Below are 24,842 nucleotides of genomic sequence, written 5' to 3'. Positions count from 1 at the left end.
AGGCGATGATGGAGGGGATGCGCGCCCCGCCCGGGCGGTGGGGCGGCGTCAGCAGGGCAACGCGGCGCCGCGAGACGCCGTACCGCGAGACGACGGAAGGCGACGAGTCGATGCAGCTGGAGCTGTCCGAGCAGGACCAGGAGTTCCGCACGCAGATGCGCGAGTTCTTCACCACGAAGGTGTCGCCGGAGATCCGCGACGCGGTGGCGGAGGGACGTGAGCTCACCAAGGAGCAGATCGTGGAGGCGCAGCGCACCCTCAACGACGCCGGCTACGCCGTGCCGCACTGGCCGGTCGAGTGGGGCGGGCAGGCCTGGAGCGACCTGCAGCGCCACATCTGGAACGAGGAGATGATGGCTGCCGCGGTGCCGCCGCCGCTCGCCTTCAACGCCTCGATGATCGGCCCGGTGCTCGCGCAGTTCGGCAGCCAGGAGCTCAAGGAGCGCTTCCTGCCCGCCACGGCGAGCCTCGACATCTGGTGGAGCCAGGGCTTCTCCGAGCCCGATGCCGGCTCCGACCTGGCGTCGCTGCGCACCCGGGCGGTCAAGGACGGCGACGACTGGATCGTCACCGGTCAGAAGACCTGGACCACGCTCGGGCAGCACGCCGACTGGATCTTCACCCTCGTGCGCACCGACCCCGACGTCAAGAAGCAGGCCGGCATCTCGATGCTGCTCATCGACATGACGCTGCCCGGCGTCGAGGTGCGCCCCATCGAGCTCATCGACGGCGGCCACGAGGTCAACGAGGTCTGGTTCACCGACGTGCGCGTGCCCGGCGACATGCTCGTCGGCGAGGTCAACCAGGGCTGGACCATCGCGAAGTTCCTCCTCGGCAACGAGCGCGTCGGCGTCGCCCCCGTGGGCTCGACCAAGCGCAGCCTCGCCCGGGCCAAGCGCCTGGCCACCGAGAGCGGGCTGCTCTCCGACCCGCTCTACGCCGCCCGCATCGCCGAGCTGGAGAACCAGCTGCTCGCGCTCGAGCTCACCGCCCTGCGGGTCGTGGCCAACTCTCACAACGGCGCCCCGCACCCGGCCTCGTCGGTGCTCAAGCTCAAGGGCACCGAGATCCAGCAGGCGGTCACCGAGCTGCTCGTCGACGTCGCCGGCCCCGGCGTGCTCAACGGCGACGGCTGGGAGTCGCGCGCCACGCCGGCCTACCTCAACATGCGCAAGGCCTCGATCTACGGCGGCTCCAACGAGGTGCAGCGCCAGATCATCGCCAAGACCATCCTCGGGCTCTGACCCGCGACCGCCCTCAGACCCCCCGAGACCTGCGAGAAGAGACATGGACTTCACCTACACCGACGAGCAGGACGCCCTGCGCGACGCCGTCCGCGGCCTGCTGACCAAGAGCTACAGCGACTTCGAGAAGCGCCGTCAGGCGACCAAGGCCGAGCCCGGCTACAGCGAGGAGCTGTGGGGTCGGCTCGCCGAGCTCGGCGCCCTCAGCCTGCCCTTCGCCGAGGAGGACGGCGGCGCCGGCGCCGGCTGGATCGAGACCTCTGTGGTGGCCCAGGAGATCGGCCGGGTCATCGCCCCCGAGCCGTATGCCGTGACCGTCGGCCTCGCCGGGTCACTGGTCGCCGCGGTCGGGACGCCCGAGCAGCGCGCCGAGGTGCTCGGCGCGATCTCCGCTGGGGAACGGCTCGTCGCCGTCGCCCACGAGGAGCCGGGCCGCCGGTGGAAGCCGTCGGCCAGTGACGTCAAGGCCAGCCAGGACGGCGACTCGTGGACCGTCGACGGCGTGAAGGCGCCGGTGGTCCAGGGCGCCCGAGCCGACCTGCTCGTCGTGTCGGCCGTGCTGCCCGAGGGCGGCACGGGCCTGTTCCTCGTCGAGGGTGACGCCGAGGGAGTGCAGCGCGAGGGGCACCCGACCTTCGAGGGCGGCCGCGCCGCGCGCATCACCCTCACCGCCGCGCGGGCGACCCCCCTCGGCGAGGCCGGGGTCAACCGCACCGCCGCGCTGGCGACCGCGCTCGACACCGCGCGCATCCTCGTGGCCAACGAGGCGATCGGCATCATGGAGGTCGCCCTCACCATGACGACCGACTACCTCAAGAGCCGCAAGCAGTTCGGCGTCACCCTCAACACCTTCCAGGCGCTGACCTTCCGGGCCGCCGACATGTACGTCTCGCTCGAGCTCGCCACGAGTGTCGTGCAGTGGGCGACCATGGTGCTCGAGGCCGGCGACCCCGCCGCCATCTCGGCCGCGGCCCGCCGCTCGACCCTCATGGTCAGCCGGGCATCGCGCCACATCGGCCAGGAGGCGATCCAGCTGCACGGTGGCATCGGCATGACGGCCGAGTACGCCGTCGGCAGCTACACCTCCCGCCTGACCGCGATCGACCACCTCTTCGGTGACGGCACCTTCGCCGCCGGCGCCCTGGCCGACGGTGTGGCGGGCTACGACGCCCTGGACCCGTTGGCCTGACCCACCCGTCACGTCGTGTCGGGTGCCGGCGTCACGGCGTGCGGGGGCCGGTGCGGGTGGTGGCGTCGGTCGTGGCGGCCTGCAGCTGGGGCTGGGTGAGGAACAGGGCGCCCCTCAGGTCGGCCCCCCTCAGGTCTGCCCCACGCAGGTCCGTGCCCAGTAGGTCGGCGGCGCCCAGCCTCGCGCCCCGCAGGTCGGCCCCGATGAGCAGGGCACCACGCAGGTCGGCTCCGCGCCCGTCGACCCCCTGCAGGTCAGCGCCGACGAGGTCGGCCCGCGCCTGCAACCGCCCGTCCGGCTGGTAGGGAGCCCCGCCCCGCACCTCGCCGCTCGCCGCCCCCAGCACCGGCCCGACGCGGGACCGCAGCTCGCCGAGGTCGAGCGCCAACAACAGGTCTGGCCCGTCGCCCGTCCGGGCGACGACCTCGTCCAAGAGCGCCGCGACCCGCCCGGCCAGCCTCGTCGACAGCGGCCAGCCCGAAGCCTCCTGCAGGTGGCGCAGCACCTCGTGCAGTGCCTGCATGACCGGGAAGACGGCAAACATCGAGGCGGCCAGCGACGGCGACTCCCGCCACGACATCCCGCGGAAGGTCACCTGCGAGACCTGCTGACCGGCCCCGAAGCACTCGAAGACGGTGCACCCGCGGTATCCCTCCTGCGGGAGCGACGCGTGGATCCCGCAGCCGTGGTCGAGCCCGAGATGACGGCACGGCATCCCGGCGGGCTTGTCGACGGCGAAGTCGGCTGAGCGGGCGAACGGCAGTGCGACGCAGCACAGCCCGACGCAGCGCGAGCAGTCCGACCGCGTCTCCGGTGTCGAGCTCACGCGCCCCCCGTGAACGGCACGGTGAGGGTCAGCTGCACGAAGCCGAGCCGCTCGAGGATCGGGCGGCTCTGCGGCGAGGCGTCGACCTGCAGGTAGCGGAAGCCGCGATCCGCGGCGACGCCGGCCCGCTGCGCGACGAGCGCCCGGAAGACTCCCTGCCCGCGCCAGGCCGCCACCGTCCCGCCACCCCAGATGCTCGCGAAGGGCGTGCCGTGGTGCAGCTCGACGCGACCCGACGAGACCGGCTCGTCCCCGGCCATCGCGACGACGGCGGCGCAGGTGGGCGGGTCACCGGCGATGCCGGAGGCCACGTGCCGCCCGATGCCGCTGTGGTCGCCGCCGAAGACCGCGTCGTGCACGACCACGAGCCGCCCGACCCCCACGTCGTCGGTCACCGGCTCCAGCCGCACGCCCGCGGGCAGCCGCACGTCGAGGTCGAGCTCGGCCAGCTCGGCCACCATGAGCGCCTCGTCCTCGCCCCGGGTCAGGCCGGCCGCGACGAGCCGGTCGGGCAGGTCGGCCGGCTCGTCGTAGGCGTGCCACTTCCACTCCCACGGCGTGCTCCGGGGGGCGAAGCGCGCCACCTCAGCGGCCACGGCCTCGTCCACCTCGTCGGAGGTGAGCCCGCCCAGGTCGGACCACAGCACCCCGGCCCAGCCGCCCTCCCACAGCATCCGCACGACGCCGGCGTCCTTCTCCACGACCTCCCCCGGCGCGGCGGCCGGGTTGCGTCGCAGGTGCTCGTCGTAGGCCGCGCGGGCGGCGAGGAGGTCCATGGCATCAGCCGACCACGCGGCGGCGGCGCAGGCAAGCCGTTTGCCGACCCCCACCCGTCAGCTCGCGAGCAGTGCGTCGATCTGGTTGATCGCCGAGGTCGCACCCTCGATGACGCCCATCTCGAGCACCTTCTGCAGGCCCTCGGCCGACTCGTAGGTGCTGACCGTCACGACCGTCGTCGCCCCGCCGGCCCCGGAGAACCGGTAGTCGTTGTGCGACACCGGCATCGACGCCACCGGCTGCAGGTCGTCGTCAGCGAAACCGTCGTCGAAGGAGAGCAGGCTCTGCGGCTCGATAGCGGTGAACTCCCACCACCCACCGTGCTTCTGCCCCTGCGGCCCGGTCATGAAGTAGGTGACCCGTCCGCCGACGCGCAGGTCGTGGTGGACGAAGGTCGCGGGGTAGGTCGGCGGCCCGAACCACTTCTCGATCAGGCGCGGGTCGGTGTAGACCTGCCACACCCGCTCCAGCGGGGCGGCGAAGTCGGCGGTGAAGGTGATGGTGAGGGCGTCGAGGTCGTGGGTGGCGGTGTGGACGGGCATGTCATTCTCCTGGTTCGCTTGGAGCAGAGCGGGATTCGGCGGGGGTGGTGAGTGCGAGGAGGTCGTCGATGCGGGCGACGCGACCCCTCCATACGGTCTCGAGCTCGGTGAGGAGCGCGCCCACCGAGCGCACCGCCTCGACGTCGCCGCGGGCGAGCTGCTCACGGCCCTGACGTCGCTTGGTGAGCAGGCCGGCCCGCTCGAGCACGGCGACGTGCTTCTGCACGGCGGCAAAGCTCATGTCATATGAAGCCGCCAGCGTGCTCACCGAGTGCTCCCCCGCCAGCACCCGGCGCAGGATGTCGCGCCGGGTGCGGTCGGCGAGGGCCTGGAACAGGGCATCAGCCCTGTCGTCGTCGCCGTCGATCACACCGATAATATACAACCAGTCAGTTGTATGTTGTCAACGCTCACCGGGTCACGTGTGAACCTGCTCGCCCAACGCGGGATCGCCCGGCCAGCAGGCCGACCGCGCCGAGGTCGACGTACGGTGTGAGGCATGACGACGACGTCCGCGCCCCACGCCGCGCCCCACTCCGACCCGGCCCACGCTGCCGCGCACGCAGGGTCGCGGACCACGCGCGAGACCCTGCTGGAGGCTTTCGGCCGCAGCATCCCGGCCGAGCGCCTGGTGACCGACGCCGATGTCGTGGCGAGCCTGTCGCACGACGAGGCCGAGTGGGCGGCGGTCGGCACCGCCGCCGTGGCGCTGCGAGCGCGCACCGGGACCGAGGTCGAGCACGCCGTCCGCGTGTGTGCTGACCTGGGGGTGCCGGTCGTGCCGAGAGGGGCCGGCACCGGCCTCTCGGGCGGGGCCAACGCCGTCGACGGCTGCCTCGTGCTCGACCTGTCGACCATGGACGCCATCACGGAGATCGACGCCGACGACCTCATCTGCGTCGTCGAGCCCGGCGTCGTCAACGACGACCTCAAGGCCGCCGTCCGGGAGCACGGCCTGTGGTATCCGCCCGATCCGGCCAGTGCTCCGTGGTCGACCATCGGCGGCAACGTCGCCACCAACGCTGGTGGTCTGTGCTGCGTGAAGTACGGCGTCACGCGCGACTACGTGCTCGGCCTGAAGGCCGTGATGGGCGGCCCCGCGGGCTACGGCAACACCGTGCGCATGGGCCGTCGGACGGCGAAGGGGGTCGCCGGCTACGACCTCACCGCTCTGATGGTCGGGTCGGAGGGCACGCTCGGGGTCGTGACCGAGGTGACGCTGCGGCTGCGACCGGCACTCACCGGCACGCCGCACACGGTCGTCGGCGCCTTCGACTCCCTGGTCGCCGCCGGTCGTGCGGTGGCCGAGGTGACCCGGCGGGGGCTGACGCCCTCGGCGTTCGAGCTCATCGACCACGACACCCTCGTGGCGGTCGAGGAGTGGAAGCACCTCGGCCTCCAGTCGGAGGCCGCGGCCCTGCTCCTGGCTCGGGTCGACACCCCCGGCGAGGCCGGGTCCGTCGAGGCCGCCGCCGTGGTCGCGGCCTTCGAGACGGCGCAGCCCCTCTTCGCTGCCGTCTCCACCGACGCCGCCGAGGCCGAGCTGCTGTTCGCGGCCCGGCGGCTCGCCTACCCGGCGCTCGAGCGGCTCGGGCCGCTGCTGACCGAGGACGTCTGCGTGCCCCGCTCGGCGCTGCCGGCGATGCTCGGCCAGCTGGGAGAGATCTCGCAGCGTCACGGCATCACGATCGGCACCATCGCCCACGCCGGCGACGGCAACCTGCACCCGCTCATGGTCACGCCCGTCGGCGACGAGGCGGCTCGGGCCGCGGCCCAGCTCGCGTTCGACGACATCATCGACGCGGCGCTCGCCCTCGGTGGCACCGTGACGGGGGAGCACGGCGTCGGGCTGCTCAAGATGGCCGGCCTGCGGCGCGAGCTCGACCCGCTCGACCTGGCGGTGCAGCGGGCGATCAAGGACCGCCTCGACCCGCTCGGCATCTTCAACCCCGGCAAGGTCCTCTGAGCCGGTCGTGGTCTGAGCCGGTCGTGGTCCGGGCCGGTCGCGGCCCGAGCCGGTCGCGGCCCGGGCCGGCTGCGCTCAGCGACTGGCGGAGTGCTCGGCGACCCAGGCCTGCGGGTCCTTGTTCGTCGGCTCCACGCCCTCGGCGGCCGTCATCGCCTCGAAGCGCAGGAAGGTGACCGCCAGGTCGTGCCGCAGCTGGAGGCTCGCGTGTCGCCGGAAGTCGGTGAGGTCCTGACGCTCCTCCTCGGCCATGTGGTCGGAGTTGGCGACGTTGGTCTCGGTGACGGCCGCCCACCACTCGTCGCTACCGGTCGGGGCGGCCGCGACCGAGCGGATACCGTCACGGATCTCGTTGTGGTCCTTGACGGCGTCGGTGGTCTCCTCCTCGACGGAGTCGGCGTCCCCGCCACCCTCGCCGCGGGCCAGCAGCTCGGGGTAGAAGAACCGCTCCTCGGCCGCTGCGTGGGTCTCGAGCAGGATCGCGAGGCGGCGCCACAGCGCAGCCAGGCCGTCGAGGTCGTCACGGGGCCACTCCTCGAGCATCGCGAACATGCGCCGCTGTTCCATGTGCTGGTGGAGGATGACCTGGGTGATGTCCATGACGCGCTGACCTTCCGGTGAAGTGATGGCGGCATCAGCCGCCCTGTCCGCCCTCTACCCTGCGACCCGCCCGCCGAATCAGCACCCGGCGCACCGGCTCACGTTACCTCTCGGGGAACCGCGCATCCGCGCGGACGCGGTGTCTGCGCAGAGGCCAGCAGGGTCAGCCGAGCGGTGAGGCCCACCGCAGCGATAGCCCGAGACCGAGCACCAGCAGGGCCGCCGCCCCGACGGTGAACCAGACGCTGAGGTCGACCTCCTGGGTGCGCACCTCGACGTGCTGCGGCAGGTCGGTGAGCACCGTGGCGAGCTGGTCGGCGTCGGTGGCCGCGAAGTACTCCCCGCCGGTCGTCTTCGCGACCTCCTGCAGGGCCGGCTCGTCGACGACGAGGAAGCTGCGACCGCCGTTCGCCCCGCTCGCGCCGTCGCGAGCCCGACCGCCGCCGCCGAAGCCACCGCCGAGACCGCCGGTGAAGCCGCCCACCCCGGCCTGGGCGGCGGTGCACACCATCTGGGTGGGGTTGGTGGTGCCGAAGCCGATGGGGTAGACCCGCACCCCTCGGGCGGCGGCCTGGGCGGCGGCCTGCGCCGGGGTGACACCGCGGGTGTTGGCCCCGTCCGTGAGCAGGACCACGATCTCGGGCGCGGTGGCCGCGCTGCCACCACCCGCCGTCGGCGCCGTCCCCGCCGCACCCGGCCCGCCCGGGCCGCCCGTCCCGCCCGGCTCGGTGGCGCCGAGCGAGGATCCGTCGGGTGCCGGGGCCTGCTCGCGGTCGCTGGGGGCGACCGACGGGTCGAGCTCGCTGATCGCGTCGATCGAGGTGAGGATCGCCGATCCGATGGTCGTGCCGCGACCCGTCGTCGCGCCGTCGATGGCGGTGAGCAGGTCGCCGCGCTCGGTGGTCGGGGCCACCACCAGCGACGCGAAGCCGGAGAAGAGCACCAGCCCCACCTTGGTCTCCTCGTCCTGGGTCTCGACGAAGCGACGGACGGCAGCCTGGGCCGCGGTCAGGCGGTTGGGCTCGACGTCGGTGGCGCACATCGACCCCGAGACGTCGAGGGCCAGGATGACCGACGCCCCGGAGACCGGCACCCTGGCCTGCACCTGCGGGCGGGCGGCGGCCAGCCCGAGCAGGGCGAGGCTGCCCAGCACGAGCGCGATGGGGGTGTGTCGCCGCCACGGTGACGTGCGCCCGGCGGCGATCCTGACGAGCGAGACGTCGGAGTAGACCACGCTCACCCGGCGCCGTCGCCGCAGCTGCCACAGGTAGGCGGCGAGCAGCCCGGGCACGAGGAGCAGGACGGGCAGGACCCAGGGCTGGGCGAACACGTCAGACCACCCGCCCCGTGCGCAGGACCGAGACACCCGCGCCGAGCGCGAGGAGCATCAGCGCGAGGGTGGCGACCCACGAGGTCACCTCGTGGGTGACCGACCGCGTCGTCCACTTCAGCTGCACGGCGTCGAAGACCCTGGCCAGCGCCGACGCGTCGGGGGCGTTGGCGTAGCTGCCGCCGGTGGTCTGGGCGACCGCCTCGAGCACGGACTCGTCGAGGCTGGTCGCGAGGGTGAAGCCGTCGGCCTGCAGCGTGGTGCCTCCCGGTGAGCCGAGCCCGATCGGGTAGACCTTCACCCCGGCGGTGGCAGCCAGGTGGGCGGCGTCGCCGGGGTCGACGCCCACGGTGCTCTCGCCGTCGGTGAGCAGGACGACGGCGGTGCCGCCGTAGTAGCCGATGTCGACCCCGTCGAGGGTCTCCGGGGCGGGCGCAGACGTCGCCGTGGATCCTGTGGCAGCCGGGGCCGGGCGGGCGGGCACCAGGGGCCGGCCGGCGATGGCCCCGAGGGCGGCGACGATGCCACGGCCCACCGCGGTCTCGCCCTCGGCCCGAAGCCGGCCGATGGCTGCGGCGACTGCCCCCCGGTCGGTGGTCGGCGCCTGCGTGACGACCGCTGTGCCACCGAAGGCGACCACCCCGATCCGCACGTCCTCCGGCTGCTTGGCCACGAACGCGTCGGCCGCCGCCCGGGCGGCGTCGAGTCGGGTCGGGGACCCGTCCTTCGCGGCCATCGACGTCGAGACGTCGAAGGCGAGCACCAGCGTGCCCTCGCGCCGGGGCTCGGCCACAGCGGCGACGGGGCGGGCCAGGGCGAGCAGCATCAGGGCGAGCGATGCGCCGAGCAGAGCCGGGGCCAGGTGGCGCGAGCGGTCACCGCGACCGCCGGCAGGCACCAGACCCTGACGGGTGAGCTCGGCCCGCGCTCCGGCCTGACGCCGCAGCCGGTCTCGGTAGGCGCGCAGCAGCACGGGCAGCACGAGCAGGGCCGCGAGGGCCCACGGCCAGGTCAGGCTCATCCGGCCCGCCTCGAGGTCGCCGCGCGGGCTCGCAGCGAGCAGATGCGCACGAGCGTCCGCACCAGGTCCTCGTCGGTGCCCACCCGGTGCAGGGTCACGCCGGCGGCGCGGGTGGCCGAGAGCAGCTCCTCGTCCCGCGCCGCAGCCGCCTCGAGCAGCCGGGCGCGGAAGGCCGGGTCGCACGTGTCGACGAAGATCTGCTCCCCGGTCTCGGCGTCCTCGACGTAGACCATGCCGGCGCTGGGCAGCTCGCTCTCACGGGGGTCGACCACCCTGATCGCGACGACGTCGTGCCGCTGGGCCAGCTGAGCCAGCGGCCGCTCCCACCCCGGGCTGCTGATGAAGTCGCTGACGACCACGACCAGGGAGCGGCGGCGGACGAGCGCCGTCCCGGCGCGCAGCAGGGCGCCCAGGTCGGTGCCACCACCGGGTGCTCGGGTGCGTCGACCCCTGGCGTCGGCCTGGGTGGCGCGGATGTCGGTCGCGGCCGCTCGGGCGGCCCGCTGCGCGAGCAGGGCGCCGGCGATCCGCAGCACCTGCCGGCGGCCACCGCCGGGCGGGATGACCTCGTCGATCACCCCGGGCTCGTCGCCGAGCAGCATCATGCCCACCCGGTTGCCGCCGCGCGAGAGCACGTGGGCCAGCGTCGTGGCCGTCTCGGCGAGCACGAGGTCCTTCTGCCGGTCGACCGGCCCGAAGCCCATCGACGCCGAGTGGTCGAGCAGCAGCCAGGCGGTGACCTCGCGGTCCTCGACGTACTCGCGCACGTAGGGCGTGTCCATCCGCGCCGTGACGTTCCAGTCGACGTGGCGCAGGTCGTCGCCCGGGGTGTACTCGCGCAGGTCGGTGAAGTCGATGCCCGCCCCGCGGAAGAGCGTGCGGTAGTCCCCCTGGAGGAGGCCGTCGAGCCGACGCACGACGCGCCACTCGAGCCGGTGCAGCAGCGCCTGCGGCGTCAGGGACGCGGTCGCGTCCACGGCGACCCCCCCGACCCAGGTCGTAGGGAGCCGCCCCCCGTGTGGGCGCCACCGCCGCCACCGCCGCCACCCAGGCCGGATCCGCCCGGGTCCCCGGGGTCACCGGTCTGCCCCGGCGCGGAGTCGTCGCGCCCGCCGAGCAGCTCGGTGGGGGGCGCGACCGCTGCGAGGATCGGGTCGAGGATCTCGTCCGGGGACAGGTCCTCGGCGAGCGCCTCGTAGCTGAGGACGAGCCGGTGGCGCAGCACGTCCTTGGCCAGCTCGCGCACGTCGCTCGGGATCACGTGGTCGCGGCCGCGCAGGTAGGCCAGGGCGCGAGCGGCGAGCACCATGTTGACCGAGGCGCGAGGGCTCGCGCCGAAGGTGAGGTAGCGGGCGAGGTCGCCCCGGCCCACGTCGCCCGGTGAGCGGGTGGCGGTGGCCAGCCGCACGGCGTACTCGATGATGGAGGGGTCGACATAGACCGCGTCGGCCTCCTGCTGGTAGGCCCGCAGCCGCTCGGGGCTGAGCACCGTCCGGGCTGGGGTCGGCGGTGCGATCTGGCGCTCGACGACGACGAACTCCTCGGCGGCAGTCGGGTACCCGACGATGACCTTGAGCATGAAGCGGTCGACCTGCGCCTCGGGCAGGGCGTAGGTGCCCTCTGACTCGATGGGGTTCTGCGTGGCCATCACCAGGAACGGGTCGGGCGCGGGGTAGGTCTCGCGGCCGATGGTGACCTGACGCTCCTGCATGACCTCGAGCAGCGCCGACTGCACCTTGGCGGGGGCACGGTTGATCTCGTCGGCGAGCACCAGGTTGGCGAAGACCGGGCCGAGGGCGACCTGGAACTCGCCCTCCTTCTGGTTGTAGATGCGGGTGCCGACGAGGTCGGCGGGCACGAGGTCGGGGGTGAACTGGATGCGCTGGAACTGCCCCCCGATCGCGTCGGCGAGCGTCTTGACCGCCATCGTCTTGGCCAGGCCCGGCACGCCCTCGACCAGCAGGTGACCGCGGGCGAGCAGGGCGACCATCATCCGCTCGAGCAGCACGTCCTGCCCGACGATCGTCTTCTTCACCTGGTAGAGCGCCTGCTCGAGCGGGTGCGACGTGGTGGTCGGCGTCGGCGTCGGGGCGGCCGGCGGCTGGCGGGGTGGGGTGTCCATCAGGTCCTCACTGGGGTGGGCTGCCGGCGGGGCCGGCTGCGGTCGCGATCGGGACGGCGAAGCCGATGCCGACGAAGGCACCCTCACCGCGGGGGTTGGCCAGACCGGTGACGATTCCCACGACGTGACCGGCGCGGTCGAGCAGGGGGCCACCGGAGTTGCCGGGGTTGACGGCGGCATCGGTCTGGATGAGGTTCTTCAGGGTGCGCCCACCGGGCACGGTGACGGAGCGGCCCAGGGCCGAGACGACCCCGGCCGACAGCGAGTCGGCGAGGCCGACTGGGTGCCCCACGGCGAAGACGGGGGCGCCGACCTGCAGCCCGCCGCCGAGGGTGGCGGGGACGAGCGTCTCCGGCAGTGTGGCCGGTCTCAGGGTCGCGGTGTCGTCGGCGGGCTGGGCGGCGATGACCGTGGCCGAGGTCCGGGTGCCGTCGGTGTAGGACACGGTCACGGTGCGGGCGCCCGCGACGACGTGGTTGGCCGTCAGGATGGTGCCGTCAGCCTTGACGATGACGCCCGCCCCGGTGCCGCTGCCACCGGCCAGGGTGACGCTGATCAGCACGAGCGACGGCTGGATCGTGGCCCAGGCGGTCGCGGCGTCGGAGGGGGCGGCAGCCTGCGCCTTGGCCTGGGCGGCCTGTGCCTCCTGGATCGCGGCCGCGACGTCGGCGGCGGTCTGCGGGGCCGGTCCCGCCGGGCGGGTGAGGAGCCAGGTCGCGGTGCCGGCGACGAGCAGCACGAGGGCGGCGACGACGAGCCGCTGCGGCAGGTCGCGCAGGTCGCGCACACGAGCCCGAGCGGCCACGACCTGGCGTCGCACGATGGCGGCGGCGCCGCGGCCCCGGTCGGCCCGCGTGGGCGGCGCCAGCTCGTTCGCCGGTGGGAGCATCAGGCGCCCTCCGGCCCCACCCGCGCCCAGGGAGGCGGTCGGCAGGGGCGAGGCCGTCCGGCGCAGCACCTCGCCGCCGCGCTCGCCCGGAGGCGGCGGCGGAGGAGCGAGGAGCCTGGCCATCAGTCGACTGTACGTTCGGGACGGGTGGATCGGCAGGAGCGGTGACCGGTCCACAGGCTGACGACAGGGTGCGGCGGCGGGCTGGTCGCCCGCCGCCGCACCCTGGTCATCAGCTCGGTGAGCCGTCGGGTTCAGTACGACAGGTCGTCGAAGTACCAGGTCGTGGCGGCGGTCTGGGGTGCGTAGCCGGAGCCGCCGACGCCGAAGTCGTAGAAGACGGAGACCTTGTTGTAGGTGTTGGCGGCGTTGACGGGGGCGGTCGGTTTGGTGAGGTCGTATCCGGTGGGTCCGGGGCCGTTGGGGATGTAGTGGGTGGAGGGGTCGTTGAAGTCGAAGGTCAGGGTCTCCCAGGCGCCTGCGACGGTGGTGAAGGCATCGGTCTCGCAGTTGATGCCGGGGTTGGTGGCGTTCTCGACCTTCATGCGGATCCGTGCGCCGGCGGCGGGGCTGTAGACCCTCATGGTGATGGTGGCGCGGGCGGTGGTGAAGGGGATGGTCGGGACGGCGAGCACGGTGGGGTCGGCGTTGGTGAGGGTGGAGATGGTGGTGCCGGCGTAGAACGCTGCCGTGGTGGACTTCACTGCCCGTCCGACGAGGTTGGTGGGGTCGGTCGGGTCGGCGACCACGGTCCCGTCGGCGCCTTCGAAGCCGGTCAGGACCGGCGGGGTCGCCTCGTCGAAGGTGATCACGTGGTCGGTGGGCGGCGGGGTCGTGGTGCCGGACTCCGGCCAGGTGAGGTCGTCGAGGTAGTAGGTCTGCCCGCTGCCGGTCGTGCCGAAGGCGAAGAAGACCGACACCTTGTCGTAGGTCAGGCTCGGGTCGAGCGCTGCTGTGCCCGACGCCTGGTGGGCGAAGTCGAAGGTCAGCGTCTCCCAGGCTCCCGCGAGCGTCGTCGTGGCCTCGGTCTCGACCGACTGAGCGGCGGTGGTGGAGCTCTCCGCCTTCAGACGGATCACGGTCCCTGCGTCGGGTGACCACACGCGGGCGGTCATCGTCGTGGCCGTCGCCGTGAAGGGGATGACCGGGACCGCCTGGTTGGCCAGCGTGGACACGGTGGTGCCCGCATAGACCGGGGCACCGGCGAGCTTGACCACCCGGGCGACCGTGTTGGAGGCGTTGGTCGGGTCAGGCACCAGGGACGACTGGTTGTCACCGAAGTCCGTCAGGACCGGGGGCGTGGCCTCGTCGAAGGAGATGGTGAAGGAGCTGGGTGGGGTCGTCGTCGTCGTGTCGTAGGCCTGCTGCGCGGTGCGCCGACGGTGTTGGCGTTGCCGGCGAGGTCGGTGAAGGCGCCGGTGGCCACGCTGACCTGGAGGGTCCCCGTCGTGTCGGCGTCCGGGCTCGCCACGAGCGTGGCGTGGGTGGCGTCGACTCGGGTGAACGTGCCTGCCGCGCCGCCGGTCACGGCGACGTCGGCAGCGGTGAAGCTGGTGCCGACGTCCTCGCTGAAGGTGAAGGTGAAGGTGACGTCACCCTTCGCGGTCGCCCCGGGCACGTCGTCGGTGACGGCGACCGTGGGGGGCATGGTGTCGGGCACGGCGGGGTAGTCGACCACGGTGACAGGGGTGCCGGGGTTGGTGATCGTCGAGGACCCTCCGACACCGTTGACCACGTGGGTGATGCCTCCGGAGCCCTTGTTGGGGTCGAGGAAGATCGTCAGCAGGTTGTGCAGGCTCCCGGGAGCCAGCGTCGCCGGGACCTCGTACGCGTTCTCGGCGAAGATGTCCACGCCCTGGTTGAAGAAGCTGTAGCTGCCCATGCCGTAGGCGCGGAAGGTCTTCACCGAGTCGGCGACCTTGAGGGCGGACCAGCCGTTGACGCGTCGGGACTCCTTCCACGCCGCCTGGCTCGGCGGGTCGTAGGCGAGCTCGTTCTGGAAGAAGACGATGGTGCCTCCGTTGCCGTTCCAGACGACGTTGTGCTGCTGGTAGTGCTCGACGAAGAACCCGGTGGCGGTGACGTTGTCACCGTTGACGACGACACCCGTCTTGGCGGTGTTGATGGTCCACCCGACGGTGCCCGCGTTGCCGTGGTCGGCCCGCCAGGCCCAGATGTCGTCGAGGATGACGTTGTTGCTGTTGACCTCAAGGCTGACGTCGGCCTTGCCGACGTGCGGCCCACCGATCCGGAAGAACACGTCCTGCAGGGCCGTCGGGTTGTTCTTGTTGCCCGACCCGCGTGCGCCGGGGGCGGTCGGCTTGCCGATCTGGAGCAGCACGTGGGCGTTCGTGGTGCCCGCGTCGAAGGTGATGCCGGCGATGTCGACGCCGGTGACGTCGTCGACCTTCATCACGGACGACCCCTGCGCGGAGGTCAGGGTGGCCATGCCCATGCCGAGGACGACGGTGTTCGAGTGCGTGACCATGAGCGTCTTGTCGATGTCGTAGACGCCCGGGGTCAGGAGCAGGTTCATGCCGCGGGAGAGCTGGGTCTTGATCGCCTGGGCCGAGTCGGACGGCTTGGCGACGAAGAACCGGGCCAGGGGGATGGAGCGGCCCGGTGTCGTCCCGTTCGCCCACGAGACCCCCGCGGAGCGGGTGGTCGCATACGGGGCGAAGACGTTGTACGTGCCGGCGGCGTCGATGTAGAGATAGGGCTTCTCGCGGCTGACGGGGGTCTCGCCGAGGGTGGTGTAGGGGCCGCAGCCGCCCGGGACGGCGGGGAAGCACTCCTGGGGAGCGCCGACCACACCGGAGAAGACCTGGTTCCACACGCCGTTGGTCCAGCTGCCGATGGTGCTGTTGCGCACGAAGTACTGCTGCTGGGAGCCGTTGACGACGTCGCCGGTCCGGGAGTCGGCGATGAAGCCGCCGCTGGCGTACTGCGGGCCGTCGGTGCAGTAGTCCATCAGGCTCAGCTTGCCGACGATGTTGACCCTGCGCATCGGCGAGGCCTGCGACGCCGCCCAGAAGTTGGTGTCGGCCCGGCAGCCCTGCCCGCCCGTGACGTTGATCGTCAAGTTGGACAGGGAGCGCCAGAAGTTGTCGAGGGCGATGCAGCCGGAAACGGGGCGGCACCGGTTGTAGACGTCGACGTGCCCGTTGATGGTGACGTCGGTGGGGTTGCGGCCGAGCCCGACCACCTCGGTGTAGTAGCCCACCTGGATCATCAGCGGCTGGGCGACGGTGCCGTAGGTCCCGGGCTTGAACATCAGGGAGTAGCGGGCCGTGCCCATCTCGTCGTTGATCTGCAGGTCACGGATCGCATCGGCCTTGGCCTGGATGTCGGCGGTCGTCATGCTTGGGTCGAAGACCGTGACGTTGGGCCCGAACTGGGGCTCGGCAGAGGCTGGTGAGGCCGCGACCGCCGTGGCCGCCGGGGCTGTCGCGGCATACCCGCTGGCCGGGATGGCGCCGAGCGAGGCGCCGAGGCAGATCGCGGCCACCGCGACCCGGCGCAGCACCGTCCTCGCCAGAGTCGATGGTGGGGTGACGAGGGTGACCGAGCGCCTCATTGGGCTCCTATGCCGAGATGACGGGCAACCGGTGGGGGCCGGCGCCCCGTAACTGTGACAGAGGACACAACGGCCGGCAACCCTGCGCGGAGCCGGACCAACCGGCTGGTCTGAGCCTGCTACCCGGCGGTGACGGTGGTCGCCTGGTAGGCGGGCGTGAGCTCGGTCCATCGCTCGTGCCAGGCGGGGGCCGCGGCCTGCTCGGACCAGCCCTCGGGGTGAGCGGAGCCGCGACCGGCGAGCGAACGCGCCAGGTCCTCGAGATGCACCTGCCAGCCGGCACCGTAGAAGGGCAGCTGCGCGACCGGGATCCCGCGCTCCTCCACCACCAGCCTGGTGCGTGGTCCCTCAGCGGTCAGCCAGGCCTCGATCCGGGTCTCGCCCTCGGTGCCCGGCTCCGTGGTGAGCAGCAGGTGGTGCGGGTCGTCACAGACCTCGATGGTCGCGGGCCCGGCCCAGGTGCTCGTGAAGACGAGCCCCACCGTCCCCCCGACGCGCAGGTCGCCCGTCACCTCGGCGATCCAGCGAGCCAGCCGCTCCGGCCTGGTGCACGCGCGCCACAGGTCGTCGATGTCGGTGTCGTAGACCTCCTCGACCCGCACTGCCCCTCTCGTGTCATCGAGCGTCCTCATCGAGCCGTTCACCGTCATGTCGTCCCCGTCTTCCCTCGAGCGATCTCCGTGTGCAGGGCCCCGAGTCGGCGCTCCCACAGGACGCGGTAGGCCTCGAGCCACTCGTCGAGCTCGACCAGGGGCTCGGGGCGGAGGCTGTAGATCCGGCGCTGCGACTCCTGCCGCACCTCGACCAGCCCGGCCTCCCTCAGCACCCGCAGGTGCCGGGAGACGCCCGGTCGGGCGATCGGCAGGGCGTCCGCCAGCTCGCCGGCCGTCGCCGGGTGGTCCCGGAGGATCCCCAGCACCGTGCGCCGACTGGGGTCAGCCAACGCCTGCATCACTGCGTCCATGACCACGACCGTACCTCATCAGTTACATACCCACAAGGGTACGGAAGAGGACGACTCCGGGAACGACTGGGGGGCGGACGGACCTCAGCGCAGGGGGTCGCAGGCCGCGAGCTCGGCGAACCGTTGGCGATGGTCTGGGCCAGCAGGCGGCCGATGGCCGCGGCTGGACGGGCTGGACGGGCTGGACGGGCTGGACGGGCTGGACGGGCTGGACGGGCTGGACGGGCTGGACGGGCTGGACGGGCTGGAAGGGCTGGACGGGCTGGACGGGCTGGACGGGCTGGACGGGCTGGACGGGCTGGACGGGCTGGACGGGCTGGACGGGCTGGACGGGCTGGACGGGCTGGGGGTTGTCGGGTCGGCTGCGGCTGACTGGGAGGGCGCTGCGGCCGCTGGCCGGGGGCGCGCGGATGAGGAGCTCCTGCGCAGCGGCGACCTCACCGCGGAAGGGGCTCTCGCTGGTCCTGGGCTCGGGACCGCTGGCGGCCACCTTGCGCGCCTGCACGGCTCGGTCTGCGTCCTGGGGGTGCGATCGGGTGCATCGCTTCGCAGCTCGGGCAAGGTCATGCTTCCTGGTCCACCCGGTGAGCCGCTTCGCAGCCCGCCGTCGCTCAGCTGGGGGGATACGGCGCGGGACACGTCCTCACGCTTCGTCAGGGGGTCGTGCAGCACCGGTCGGGTCGGGTGTCGGGCCACCGGGTCGGGTTGTCCGTTGTGGGTGTGGGTGGCGGTGTCAGGCGGCGATGTCGTGGGTGGTGCGGGGGTGGGTGGTGTAGGTGTGGCCGTGGGGGGGTGGTCCAGGTGCAGGTGGCGTCGGGGGTCATGGTCAGGGTCCAGCCGGCGTGGTGCTTGAAGGTGTGGTGCTTGCGGCAGAGGCAGGCGAGGTTGGTGACAGCGGTGGGGCCGACGGGGAACGCGATGACGTGGTCGAGGTCGGTGCGGGCGGCGTCGGTGGTGCAGCCGGGGAAGCGGCAGTGGCCGTCGCGGGTGCGGACGGCGCGGGCGAGGGCGGCGTTGGGGCGGTAGGTGGTGGGGTCGTGTCCGGTGAGGGCGCCGGTGGCCGGGTCGTAGGTGGCGAGGCGCAGGCGGGTGTCGGGGTGGGCGAGCCAGGTGGTGACAGCGGTGTTGAGGATGATCCCGACGCGGGGGTGACGCACCCCGATCAGGCAGGTCGCGGGATCGGGGGAGGGGGGTCTCAGTGGGGGTGGGGTGAGGGAGGGGCAGCCGGGGGTGTCGCCGTCGGGGTCGGTGAAGAGGGCTTCGAGGGGGTCGAGGAAGAGGGCTTCGAGGGGGTCGAGGAAGACGTCTCCGAGTGGTTGGGGCTGTTCGGGCTCCCGGTCGGTGTCGGTGTTGGCACCGGAGTCAGGGTGTCGGAGGTGGGTGTCGAGGGGGGTGAGTGTGGTGATGTCGATCTGGGTGCCGTGGGCGACGACGAGGTGCAGGTGGCGTTCGTACACGGTGGCGGTGGGTGGGGGTGGGGCGCAGGTGGTGCAGGTCGCGTCGGGGTCGTTGCCGGCGGGGCAGGTCGGTGCGGGGCGGGTGCCGGGGCGGATCGTGACCTGCGGCGTCGGCTCGTGCTCGGCGGCCTCAGTGGTGTCAGTGGTGTCAGTGGTGTCAGTGGTGAATGGGGTGTAGGGCACGAGGAGCTCGATGTGGGTGCGGATGGTGGCCTGGGCCAGGATCAGGTCGGCCATCGCGTCAGCGCGGGCCTGCCCGATCAGCATCCCAGGGGTGGCCGCGGCGTACTGCGACGCGAGGGCGTCGACCGCGGCCCAGGCCTTGAGGGAGGTGTCCGAGGGCAGGACCGCCGACCAGGACGTGACGCCGGGGTCGGTCCCCGGCCTCACCCGCACGTGCCGCTTGTCCAGGGCGTCGGCGGCGCGGGCGGCGGCGGCGTCGGGATCGACGCGGACGGCGGCCGCGGCCCCGCGGCGGTGCACCGATCCCGGGGTCAGGTCCGTCAGCGGGGTCCTGACCCGTCCTCCGAGGGTCAGGACCTCCTGGTCGAACGCGTCCCGCAGCTCGGGCGCGACGAGGGCCCCTTCGGTGGCGACCGCGCTCGCCCGGTGCAGGTCGAGCCGGCCGGCCCGCACGAGCGCGAACGTGGCGGGCAGGTCGTTGACCAGCACCCGCACCGCCTCCAGATGCGCACCGGTGGTGCGCGGTGTCAGGTGCAGCACCGGCGCGAGCGTCGCCTCTGCCACATGTGCCGCCTGCGCCAGAGCCTGTGCCGCGCCGACAGCGGCGACCCTCTCCCCGCGCTGCCGCTGCTCCTCCCGTCGCCGAGCCAGCTCTTCCCTGGTGCGCCGGGCGACCGCCTCGATGACGAGCGCGGAGACCGCGGACAACGCCGCCGACGCGGCCGTCACGACTTCGAGCACCCCGACCGCGTCACCAAGGTCCAACCCCAGCAAACTGACATCGTCCAGACCTTCGAGGTCGGCCACGAGCGCCAGGGGTGAGACGGATCCCTCCGTCACCCCGGCTGCGGCCGCTCCCCAGTCGAACATGTGTACGAGTGTATTCCGACTACGAGCTCCCTTCAAGGGATGATTCGGGCTGTGGACGACCGGCCGCGCGGCAGCGTCCACCTTCCATGCCGCTCGAGGTCGCCGTTCCTGCGGAACGCGGCGGCCGGCCCTCTGTGCCTCGATTCCCCTCCCTGTACGACGCTGCAGCACTCACGCAGGCAGCACGCCGGGTGAGCGCGCTGACGCCCTACGACCGGCAGGCCCAGGACGCGTGTGCACCGTGGTCCGTGGCGATCCGCCACGCGGTCCTCCGCGGCGAGCTCGACCTCCGCTCGGGCCTGACCCAGCTCGGTGCCGAGTCCGCCGCGGAGTGGGCGACCCTCGTCGAGGCAGCCGAGGATCGCGCCCCCGACACCTTCACCCCGAACGGCGGGGTCGTCACCGCCCTCCAGGCCGAGTGGTCCGCGATCGTCCACACCCGCGGCCGCGTCGACGACCCCGCTCGCCACTTCAGAGACGCTCTCGAGACCACCATCCTCATCGGCGACGACACCGACACCGTGGCGGCGATCGCAGGTGGACTGCTCGGGGCAGGCGCGGGCCTGTCGTCGCTTCCGGTGGCGTGGACGACGATGCTCCACGGGTATCCCGGGATCACCGCCGACGACCTTCGAGATCTGGCGGACCGCTCCGTCGCCTGGGCCTGAAACCGGTGCTCCAAGGCCCTGGTGAGTCAGACCTTCTCTGGCAGGTGGGCGGAGAGCGTGTACCAACCCTCCGGCGTTGGCGGGCAACCGTCTGGTGGAGCACGACGCGAATCAGGTGTGGGGTGCCGACGCGTCGAACGGGGCGGTCGCGTGGCGTTCCGCCCCGGCTTTCGGCACAGTCCTCACGGGCAACCCGATCGTCGTCAGGGGCACTGAGATCGTGCTGGTCGGGCGTGACCCCGACAGCCCGCACCCGTTCGTCGGGCTGGAGATGAGAGACCTGGGCCCGGGGTCAAGACGGGTTCCTTCGACCTGCCCACCGCTCTCGAGGGTGACGTCGGCAACCTCACCGAGGTCGTCGCCGCGGAGGGCAGCCTCTTCGTCAGCTTCACCGACGGGCCAGGCGGGACGCAGGAAACGGTCGAGCTCGCCGCCTCCTGAGGCACGACCCCGACCCTCAGCGCAGGGGGTCGAAGGGGGCGAGCTCGGCGACCGGCACACCGGTGGTCATGGCCTCGGCGAGCAGGCGGCCGGTGGCCGGGCCGAGGGTGATGCCCCACATGCCGTGGCCGCCCGCGGCGAAGACGCGGGGGCTGCGGGTGGCGCCGATGAGGGGGAGGCCGTCGACGGTGCAGGGGCGGGAGCCCACCCACTCGTCCTGGCGGTCGTCGAGGTCGGCGCCACGCAGCAGCGGGCGGGCGGCCTCGGCGATGGCGCGGATGCGGCGGGGGTCGAGGGCGGCCTCGGGCTGACGGAACTCCATCATCCCGGCGACGCGCAGCCGGTCGCCGATGGGCGTGCAGGCGACGCGCTGGCTGGGGAAGTAGACCGGGCCGTCGGGCACGTGGTCGACCGCGACGGAGAAGGAGTAGCCGCGGCCGGCCTGGACGACGCGCTTGACGCCGAACTGCCTGGCCAGGCGGCCGAGCCAGGCGCCGGTCGCGAGGACGACTGCGTCGACGTCGTGCGCGCCGCCCTCCGCGGTGGCGACGGTGACCCCGCGCCCGGTGTCGGTGACCCCGGTGACCGTCGCGTGGTCGACGATCTTGCCGCCGCGGGCGCGCACCGAGTCGGCGAGCGCGTGCACGTAGGAGCCGGGGTCGACGAAGCGCTGGCCCTTGAGCCGGATGGCCGCGCCGATCTCGTCGGAGAGCGACGGCTCGACCGCACGGGCCTCGTCACCCGTGAGCAGGTCGTAGTCGATCTGCTGGCCCGACGCGTGGATGTGCTCGATCTCCTCGACGAGGGTCTCGCGGTCTGTGGTGGTGCGGTAGGCCGCGATGAACGACTCCGCCTCGCGGGTGACGGCGTCGACGCCACCGGCGCCCAGCAGGTCGAACGACTCGAGGGCCAGGCCGTTGATCGGCACGAGCTTGCTCATCGAGCGCTTCCAGTGCGCCATGGTGGAGTGGCGGGTGAAACCGGTGACGAAGCGCAGGAAGTCGGGGCGGGCGCTCGGCGGCACGTAGACCGGGCTGCTCGGCGAGAGCACCGCCCCGATGCCGTACTTCAGCACGGCGGGCTCGGGCAGGGGGGTGCAGATGCCGGGGGTCAGCCAGCCGGCGTTGCCCCAGCTCGATCCGGCGGCGACGCCCTCGCGGTCGAGCACCGTCACCTCGACGCCGTGCTCCTGCAGGAACCAGGCCGTGGAGAGTCCGACCATGCCGGCGCCGACGACGGCGACGCGCCGGGGGATGGGCTGGCCGCTGGCGGTGTCGGACATCAGGGTCTCCAGGTGATGAGGGGGTGGGGCCCGAAGGTGGGCACACCACCAGCATCGGACCCGGTGTGGGGGCCCGGCTAGTCGTCTGCGCACGACGTGACGTGGCATCCTTGTGCTGAGCGCACAATCGAGGGGGAGCTGTGGTCGACCTGCACGTCCTCGCCGGCTCCCTCGGAGCCGGACTGGTCAAGGTGATCGTGCCCGGCAGCGGGAGCGAGGTCACCGACGTGACCGTCGTCGAGCCGGGAGAGGGCTGGTACGGCGTGCCCGGCGACCTCGTCTTCGGCGTCGGCGTGCCTGACCCCGCGGCGGCCGTCGCGCTGGTCGGGCGACTCGGGGAGGTGGGGTCGGCGGGGGTGGTGCTGCGACGGCAGCTGGCCCGCGCGCGCCCGGTGCGCGCCGCGGCCCGGGCCGCCGACCTCGCGCTCCTCGAGATCGCCCCGACCGCCGCGCTGGCGCACGTGCTCGGGCTCGTCCGCAGCGTGCTCGACCGCGCCACGGTCGTCGGCGCCGACCAGCCCGACGCCGCGGCACCCGACGACCTCTTCACGCTCGCCGACGCGGTGGCCGCCGTCGTCGACGCGCCCGTGACCATCGAGGACTCGTCGTCCCGGGTGCTGGCCTACTCGTCGCGCCAGGACGTGACCGACCCGGCGCGGATCGACACCATCGTGGGTCGTCGGGTGCCGCCCGAGCTGGTGGCGCACTTCCGCTCGCTGGGGCTCTTCCGGAGGCTGGCTCGCTCGGACGAGCCCTTCCTCGTGCCGACCGGCCCGACCCAGGACCTGCCGCGTCTCGTCGTCCCGGTGCGCGCCGGGGGAGAGTGGCTGGGATCGATCTGGGTGGTCACCGCACGGATGCCGGATGAGTCGGTGCTGCGTGAGCTGCGCCAGGTGGCAACGGTGCTCGCGATCCGGCTGTTACGGGTGCGCGCCGAGAGCGACCTCACGCGGCGGGTGACGGCTGAGCGGTTGCGGGCCCTCGTGCGCGGAGACGTCGCCGGAGGTGGTGAGTGGCTGCCAGACCCGCCGTGGCGGGTCGTGGCGCTGTCGCGGCCGACCGACTCCTCCGACGTGTCCGGCGACTTCGATGTCTGGGAGACGATCTGCCGCCGGCACCGTTGGCAGCGGCCGCTGCTCACCGACGAGGACGGGGTGGCGGTAGCACTCGTGGCGGCCGACGGCGGGGTGCTGGCTGACGGGTCAGCACCCGGTCGTCCCGGCTCGTGGTCGTGGCTGCGGGGGGTCGTCGCGACCGAGCGAACCGCCGACCCAGCCCTGCGGGCGTGGGGTAGTGCACCCCTGACCGGGGTCGGGTCGCTGGTGCGCGGGCTGGCGGAAGCGGCCGAGCTCGCAGCCCTGCCCCCCCTCGCGGCGCTCGGTGGGGGTGACCCGGCACCGGCCTTCGAGGAGCGCTGGCGCGAGGTGACGCTGGCCCGGGCCGCCGCCGCGGTGCGCGCGCCTGACGGCGGGCCTCGGGCGCGGCTGCCCGGTGGCCTCGAGGAGCTGCGCCGGCACGACGAGACGCACGGCACGGCCTACCTGCCCACGCTCGGTGCCCACCTCGACCACCACGCCGACCCGGCGCGCGCTGCGGCCGCCCTTCACGTGCACCCCAACACCCTGCGCTACCGCCTGGCCCGGATCGCCGAGGTCGTCGACCTCGGTCTCGACGACCCGACGACCCGGCTGGCCCTGCGCCTGCACCTGCTCGGCCTCACCGGCCGACCCACGCCGCACCCCGCAGCCGGCCGATCCGACTCCTGCGCACCCAGCCCGACCGGGTAGGAAGAACCAATGCCTGATACCAAGCGTGCCGACATGATCGTCCACGAGCAGGAGCCCTACAACGCCGAGCCCCCCCGCTCGGCCCTCCTCGACGACCTGGTGACGCCTGTCGAGACGTTCTACAGCCGCAACCACGGCCCGGTCCCCCGGCTCGACGCAGGGAGCTGGCGGCTCGTCGTCGACGGGCTCGTGCGAGAGCCGCTGTCGCTGTCGCTCGACGACCTGCGCACCGCCTTCCCCGAGCGAGAGGTCACGGCGACGCTGCAGTGCGCTGGGGCGCGCCGGGCCGACCTGCTCGCGGTGCGCGACATCCCCGGCGAGGCGCCCTGGGGTCCGGGCGCCACGTCGACCGCTCGCTGGTCGGGGGTGAGCCTGGCCGACGTGCTCGCCCGCTCTGGTCCCGCCACCGGTGCGGCTCACGTGGGGCTCGAGGCGCCCGACCGCTCACCGGACCTCGACCAGGAGGTCGGCTACGGAGGGTCGATCCCGCTCGCCAAGGCCCTGTCCCCCGAGGTCCTGCTGGCCTGGGCGATGAACGGCCAGCCCCTCACCCCGCTCCACGGCGCCCCGGTGCGGGTGGTGGTGCCGGGGTGGATCGGGGCCCGGAGCGTCAAGTGGGTGCAGCGCGTGCACGTCTCGGCGGAGACGTCGACCAACTACTACCAGGACAAGGCGTACCGGCTGCTGCCGGTGGAGGCGGACCCCACGGAGCTCGTCGCGGGGGCAGGGTTCGCCCTGGGGCCCGTCGCGCTCAACTGCGACCTGCTCAGCCCGCCGGACGGGGCTCGGGTCGTGGCGGGGACGACGACGCTGAGGGGTTATGCGTATGCGGGTGACGACCGCTCGGTCGTCCGCGTCGACGTGTCCACCGACGGTGGGCGCACCTGGCGGCAGGCCGCGCTCCAGCAGGATGACCACGGGCCGTGGGCCTGGTGCCACTGGCGGCTCGACGTCGCGCTGAGCGCCGGACGCACCGAGGTCGTGGTGCGGGCCTGGGACTCCACCGGCGCCCTCCAGCCCCGCTCGCCGAGCGATGTGTGGAACCCCAAGGGCTACGTCAACAACTCGTGGGCGCGAGCGGGCCTGACGGTGCTCTGAGGGCCGTCG

Annotated in this window: 22 protein-coding genes; 6 read left to right on the top strand and 16 right to left on the bottom strand. The window is 73.0% G+C overall.

Annotated elements, in window-relative coordinates:
- Positions 1–110: 110 nt before the first annotated feature.
- Together V3N99_10730 and V3N99_10725 are read left to right on the top strand one after the other, a co-directional pair.
- Positions 111–1,244, top strand: coding sequence for an acyl-CoA dehydrogenase family protein (locus V3N99_10730; GenBank protein MEO3937221.1), 1,134 nt, complete (start codon positions 111–113; stop codon positions 1,242–1,244).
- Positions 1,245–1,287: 43 nt separating this feature from the next.
- Positions 1,288–2,433, top strand: a complete 1,146-nt coding sequence (locus V3N99_10725) for an acyl-CoA dehydrogenase (protein ID MEO3937220.1) — start codon at positions 1,288–1,290, stop codon at positions 2,431–2,433.
- Positions 2,434–2,464: 31 nt separating this feature from the next.
- On the opposite strand, the gene V3N99_10720 is transcribed toward V3N99_10725, so the two are convergent.
- Genes V3N99_10720 through V3N99_10705 form a run of 4 tightly spaced genes read right to left on the bottom strand, consistent with a single transcriptional unit; the run spans position 2,465 to position 4,948 of the window.
- The gene (locus tag V3N99_10720) at positions 2,465–3,259 is read right to left on the bottom strand and encodes a pentapeptide repeat-containing protein (GenBank protein MEO3937219.1); all 795 of its coding nucleotides are present in this window, start codon (positions 3,257–3,259) and stop codon (positions 2,465–2,467) included.
- Positions 3,256–4,035, bottom strand: a complete 780-nt coding sequence (locus V3N99_10715) for a hypothetical protein (protein ID MEO3937218.1) — start codon at positions 4,033–4,035, stop codon at positions 3,256–3,258. The genes V3N99_10720 and V3N99_10715 overlap by 4 nt, the downstream gene beginning before the upstream one ends.
- A gap of 57 nt (positions 4,036–4,092) precedes the next feature.
- Positions 4,093–4,578, bottom strand: coding sequence for an SRPBCC domain-containing protein (locus tag V3N99_10710; protein ID MEO3937217.1), 486 nt, complete (start codon positions 4,576–4,578; stop codon positions 4,093–4,095).
- 1 nt (position 4,579) lies between these two features.
- Entirely contained in the window at positions 4,580–4,948 is a 369-nt protein-coding gene (locus V3N99_10705; protein ID MEO3937216.1) for a metalloregulator ArsR/SmtB family transcription factor, read from the bottom strand.
- A gap of 129 nt (positions 4,949–5,077) precedes the next feature.
- Between V3N99_10705 and V3N99_10700 the strand changes: the two genes are divergently transcribed.
- Positions 5,078–6,544 carry an FAD-linked oxidase C-terminal domain-containing protein gene (locus V3N99_10700; GenBank protein MEO3937215.1) on the top strand — a complete coding sequence of 489 codons (1,467 nt, stop codon included), beginning with the start codon at positions 5,078–5,080 and terminating at the stop codon, positions 6,542–6,544.
- Positions 6,545–6,619: 75 nt separating this feature from the next.
- On the opposite strand, the gene V3N99_10695 is transcribed toward V3N99_10700, so the two are convergent.
- The 11 genes from V3N99_10695 to V3N99_10645 all read right to left on the bottom strand — a co-directional run bounded on the left by V3N99_10695 (position 6,620) and on the right by V3N99_10645 (position 19,557).
- Positions 6,620–7,144: a hemerythrin domain-containing protein gene (locus V3N99_10695; protein MEO3937214.1), complete on the bottom strand. Its 525-nt coding sequence runs from the start codon at positions 7,142–7,144 to the stop codon at positions 6,620–6,622.
- Between the two features lie 163 nt (positions 7,145–7,307).
- A complete protein-coding gene (locus V3N99_10690; protein MEO3937213.1) occupies positions 7,308–8,474 on the bottom strand; it encodes a VWA domain-containing protein in 1,167 nt (388 codons plus the stop codon).
- Position 8,475: 1 nt separating this feature from the next.
- The gene (locus V3N99_10685) at positions 8,476–9,495 is read right to left on the bottom strand and encodes a VWA domain-containing protein (GenBank protein MEO3937212.1); all 1,020 of its coding nucleotides are present in this window, start codon (positions 9,493–9,495) and stop codon (positions 8,476–8,478) included.
- Positions 9,492–10,472 carry a DUF58 domain-containing protein gene (locus V3N99_10680; protein MEO3937211.1) on the bottom strand — a complete coding sequence of 327 codons (981 nt, stop codon included), beginning with the start codon at positions 10,470–10,472 and terminating at the stop codon, positions 9,492–9,494. Before V3N99_10680 ends, V3N99_10685 begins: the two co-directional genes overlap by 4 nt.
- Positions 10,451–11,617 (bottom strand): MoxR family ATPase, encoded by a 1,167-nt coding sequence (locus tag V3N99_10675; protein ID MEO3937210.1) that lies wholly within the window; start codon positions 11,615–11,617, stop codon positions 10,451–10,453. The genes V3N99_10680 and V3N99_10675 overlap by 22 nt, the downstream gene beginning before the upstream one ends.
- 7 nt (positions 11,618–11,624) lie before the next feature.
- Complete coding sequence (locus V3N99_10670) at positions 11,625–12,629, bottom strand: trypsin-like peptidase domain-containing protein (GenBank protein ID MEO3937209.1); 1,005 nt, start codon at positions 12,627–12,629, stop codon at positions 11,625–11,627.
- Between the two features lie 131 nt (positions 12,630–12,760).
- Complete coding sequence (locus V3N99_10665; GenBank protein MEO3937208.1) at positions 12,761–13,762, bottom strand: hypothetical protein; 1,002 nt, start codon at positions 13,760–13,762, stop codon at positions 12,761–12,763.
- 29 nt (positions 13,763–13,791) lie between these two features.
- Positions 13,792–16,083: an Ig-like domain-containing protein gene (locus V3N99_10660; protein MEO3937207.1), complete on the bottom strand. Its 2,292-nt coding sequence runs from the start codon at positions 16,081–16,083 to the stop codon at positions 13,792–13,794.
- Positions 16,084–16,202: 119 nt separating this feature from the next.
- On the bottom strand, positions 16,203–16,715 hold the full coding sequence (locus V3N99_10655; GenBank protein ID MEO3937206.1) for an SRPBCC domain-containing protein: 513 nt from the start codon (positions 16,713–16,715) through the stop codon (positions 16,203–16,205).
- Between the two features lie 14 nt (positions 16,716–16,729).
- Positions 16,730–17,047 (bottom strand): metalloregulator ArsR/SmtB family transcription factor, encoded by a 318-nt coding sequence (locus V3N99_10650; protein ID MEO3937205.1) that lies wholly within the window; start codon positions 17,045–17,047, stop codon positions 16,730–16,732.
- Positions 17,048–17,700: 653 nt separating this feature from the next.
- Positions 17,701–19,557 carry an HNH endonuclease signature motif containing protein gene (locus tag V3N99_10645; GenBank protein ID MEO3937204.1) on the bottom strand — a complete coding sequence of 619 codons (1,857 nt, stop codon included), beginning with the start codon at positions 19,555–19,557 and terminating at the stop codon, positions 17,701–17,703.
- Positions 19,558–19,643: 86 nt separating this feature from the next.
- On the opposite strand from V3N99_10645, the gene V3N99_10640 reads away from it, so the two are divergent.
- On the top strand, positions 19,644–20,225 hold the full coding sequence (locus V3N99_10640) for an ADP-ribosylglycohydrolase family protein (GenBank protein ID MEO3937203.1): 582 nt from the start codon (positions 19,644–19,646) through the stop codon (positions 20,223–20,225).
- A 457-nt stretch (positions 20,226–20,682) separates the two neighbouring features.
- Here V3N99_10640 and V3N99_10635 read toward each other — a convergent pair whose 3' ends face one another.
- Positions 20,683–21,948: an FAD-dependent oxidoreductase gene (locus tag V3N99_10635; protein MEO3937202.1), complete on the bottom strand. Its 1,266-nt coding sequence runs from the start codon at positions 21,946–21,948 to the stop codon at positions 20,683–20,685.
- Positions 21,949–22,088: 140 nt separating this feature from the next.
- On the opposite strand from V3N99_10635, the gene V3N99_10630 reads away from it, so the two are divergent.
- Together V3N99_10630 and V3N99_10625 are read left to right on the top strand one after the other, a co-directional pair.
- A complete protein-coding gene (locus tag V3N99_10630) occupies positions 22,089–23,735 on the top strand; it encodes a helix-turn-helix domain-containing protein (GenBank protein ID MEO3937201.1) in 1,647 nt (548 codons plus the stop codon).
- A gap of 9 nt (positions 23,736–23,744) precedes the next feature.
- On the top strand, positions 23,745–24,833 hold the full coding sequence (locus V3N99_10625) for a sulfite oxidase (protein ID MEO3937200.1): 1,089 nt from the start codon (positions 23,745–23,747) through the stop codon (positions 24,831–24,833).
- Positions 24,834–24,842 lie beyond the last annotated feature (9 nt).

The organism is Dermatophilaceae bacterium Soc4.6, assembly GCA_039889245.1.
In the GTDB taxonomy this organism is placed as follows: domain Bacteria; phylum Actinomycetota; class Actinomycetes; order Actinomycetales; family Dermatophilaceae; genus Lapillicoccus.
The sequence above is the reverse complement of the archived record's forward strand: the minus strand, read 5'-3'. Positions and strand labels throughout refer to the sequence as shown.

Coding starts and splice junctions, on each gene's coding strand:
- V3N99_10640 (MEO3937203.1), top strand. CDS start 19,644: ATGCCGCTCGAGGTCGCCGTTCCTGCGGAACGCGGCGGCCGGCCCTCT.
- V3N99_10730 (MEO3937221.1), top strand. CDS start 111: ATGCAGCTGGAGCTGTCCGAGCAGGACCAGGAGTTCCGCACGCAGATG.
- V3N99_10660 (MEO3937207.1), bottom strand. CDS start 16,083: ATGAGGCGCTCGGTCACCCTCGTCACCCCACCATCGACTCTGGCGAGG.
- V3N99_10670 (MEO3937209.1), bottom strand. CDS start 12,629: ATGGCCAGGCTCCTCGCTCCTCCGCCGCCGCCTCCGGGCGAGCGCGGC.
- V3N99_10695 (MEO3937214.1), bottom strand. CDS start 7,144: ATGGACATCACCCAGGTCATCCTCCACCAGCACATGGAACAGCGGCGC.
- V3N99_10710 (MEO3937217.1), bottom strand. CDS start 4,578: ATGCCCGTCCACACCGCCACCCACGACCTCGACGCCCTCACCATCACC.
- V3N99_10650 (MEO3937205.1), bottom strand. CDS start 17,047: ATGGACGCAGTGATGCAGGCGTTGGCTGACCCCAGTCGGCGCACGGTG.
- V3N99_10685 (MEO3937212.1), bottom strand. CDS start 9,495: ATGAGCCTGACCTGGCCGTGGGCCCTCGCGGCCCTGCTCGTGCTGCCC.
- V3N99_10725 (MEO3937220.1), top strand. CDS start 1,288: ATGGACTTCACCTACACCGACGAGCAGGACGCCCTGCGCGACGCCGTC.
- V3N99_10675 (MEO3937210.1), bottom strand. CDS start 11,617: ATGGACACCCCACCCCGCCAGCCGCCGGCCGCCCCGACGCCGACGCCG.
- V3N99_10645 (MEO3937204.1), bottom strand. CDS start 19,557: ATGTTCGACTGGGGAGCGGCCGCAGCCGGGGTGACGGAGGGATCCGTC.
- V3N99_10715 (MEO3937218.1), bottom strand. CDS start 4,035: ATGGACCTCCTCGCCGCCCGCGCGGCCTACGACGAGCACCTGCGACGC.
- V3N99_10635 (MEO3937202.1), bottom strand. CDS start 21,948: ATGTCCGACACCGCCAGCGGCCAGCCCATCCCCCGGCGCGTCGCCGTC.
- V3N99_10625 (MEO3937200.1), top strand. CDS start 23,745: ATGCCTGATACCAAGCGTGCCGACATGATCGTCCACGAGCAGGAGCCC.
- V3N99_10655 (MEO3937206.1), bottom strand. CDS start 16,715: ATGAGGACGCTCGATGACACGAGAGGGGCAGTGCGGGTCGAGGAGGTC.
- V3N99_10700 (MEO3937215.1), top strand. CDS start 5,078: ATGACGACGACGTCCGCGCCCCACGCCGCGCCCCACTCCGACCCGGCC.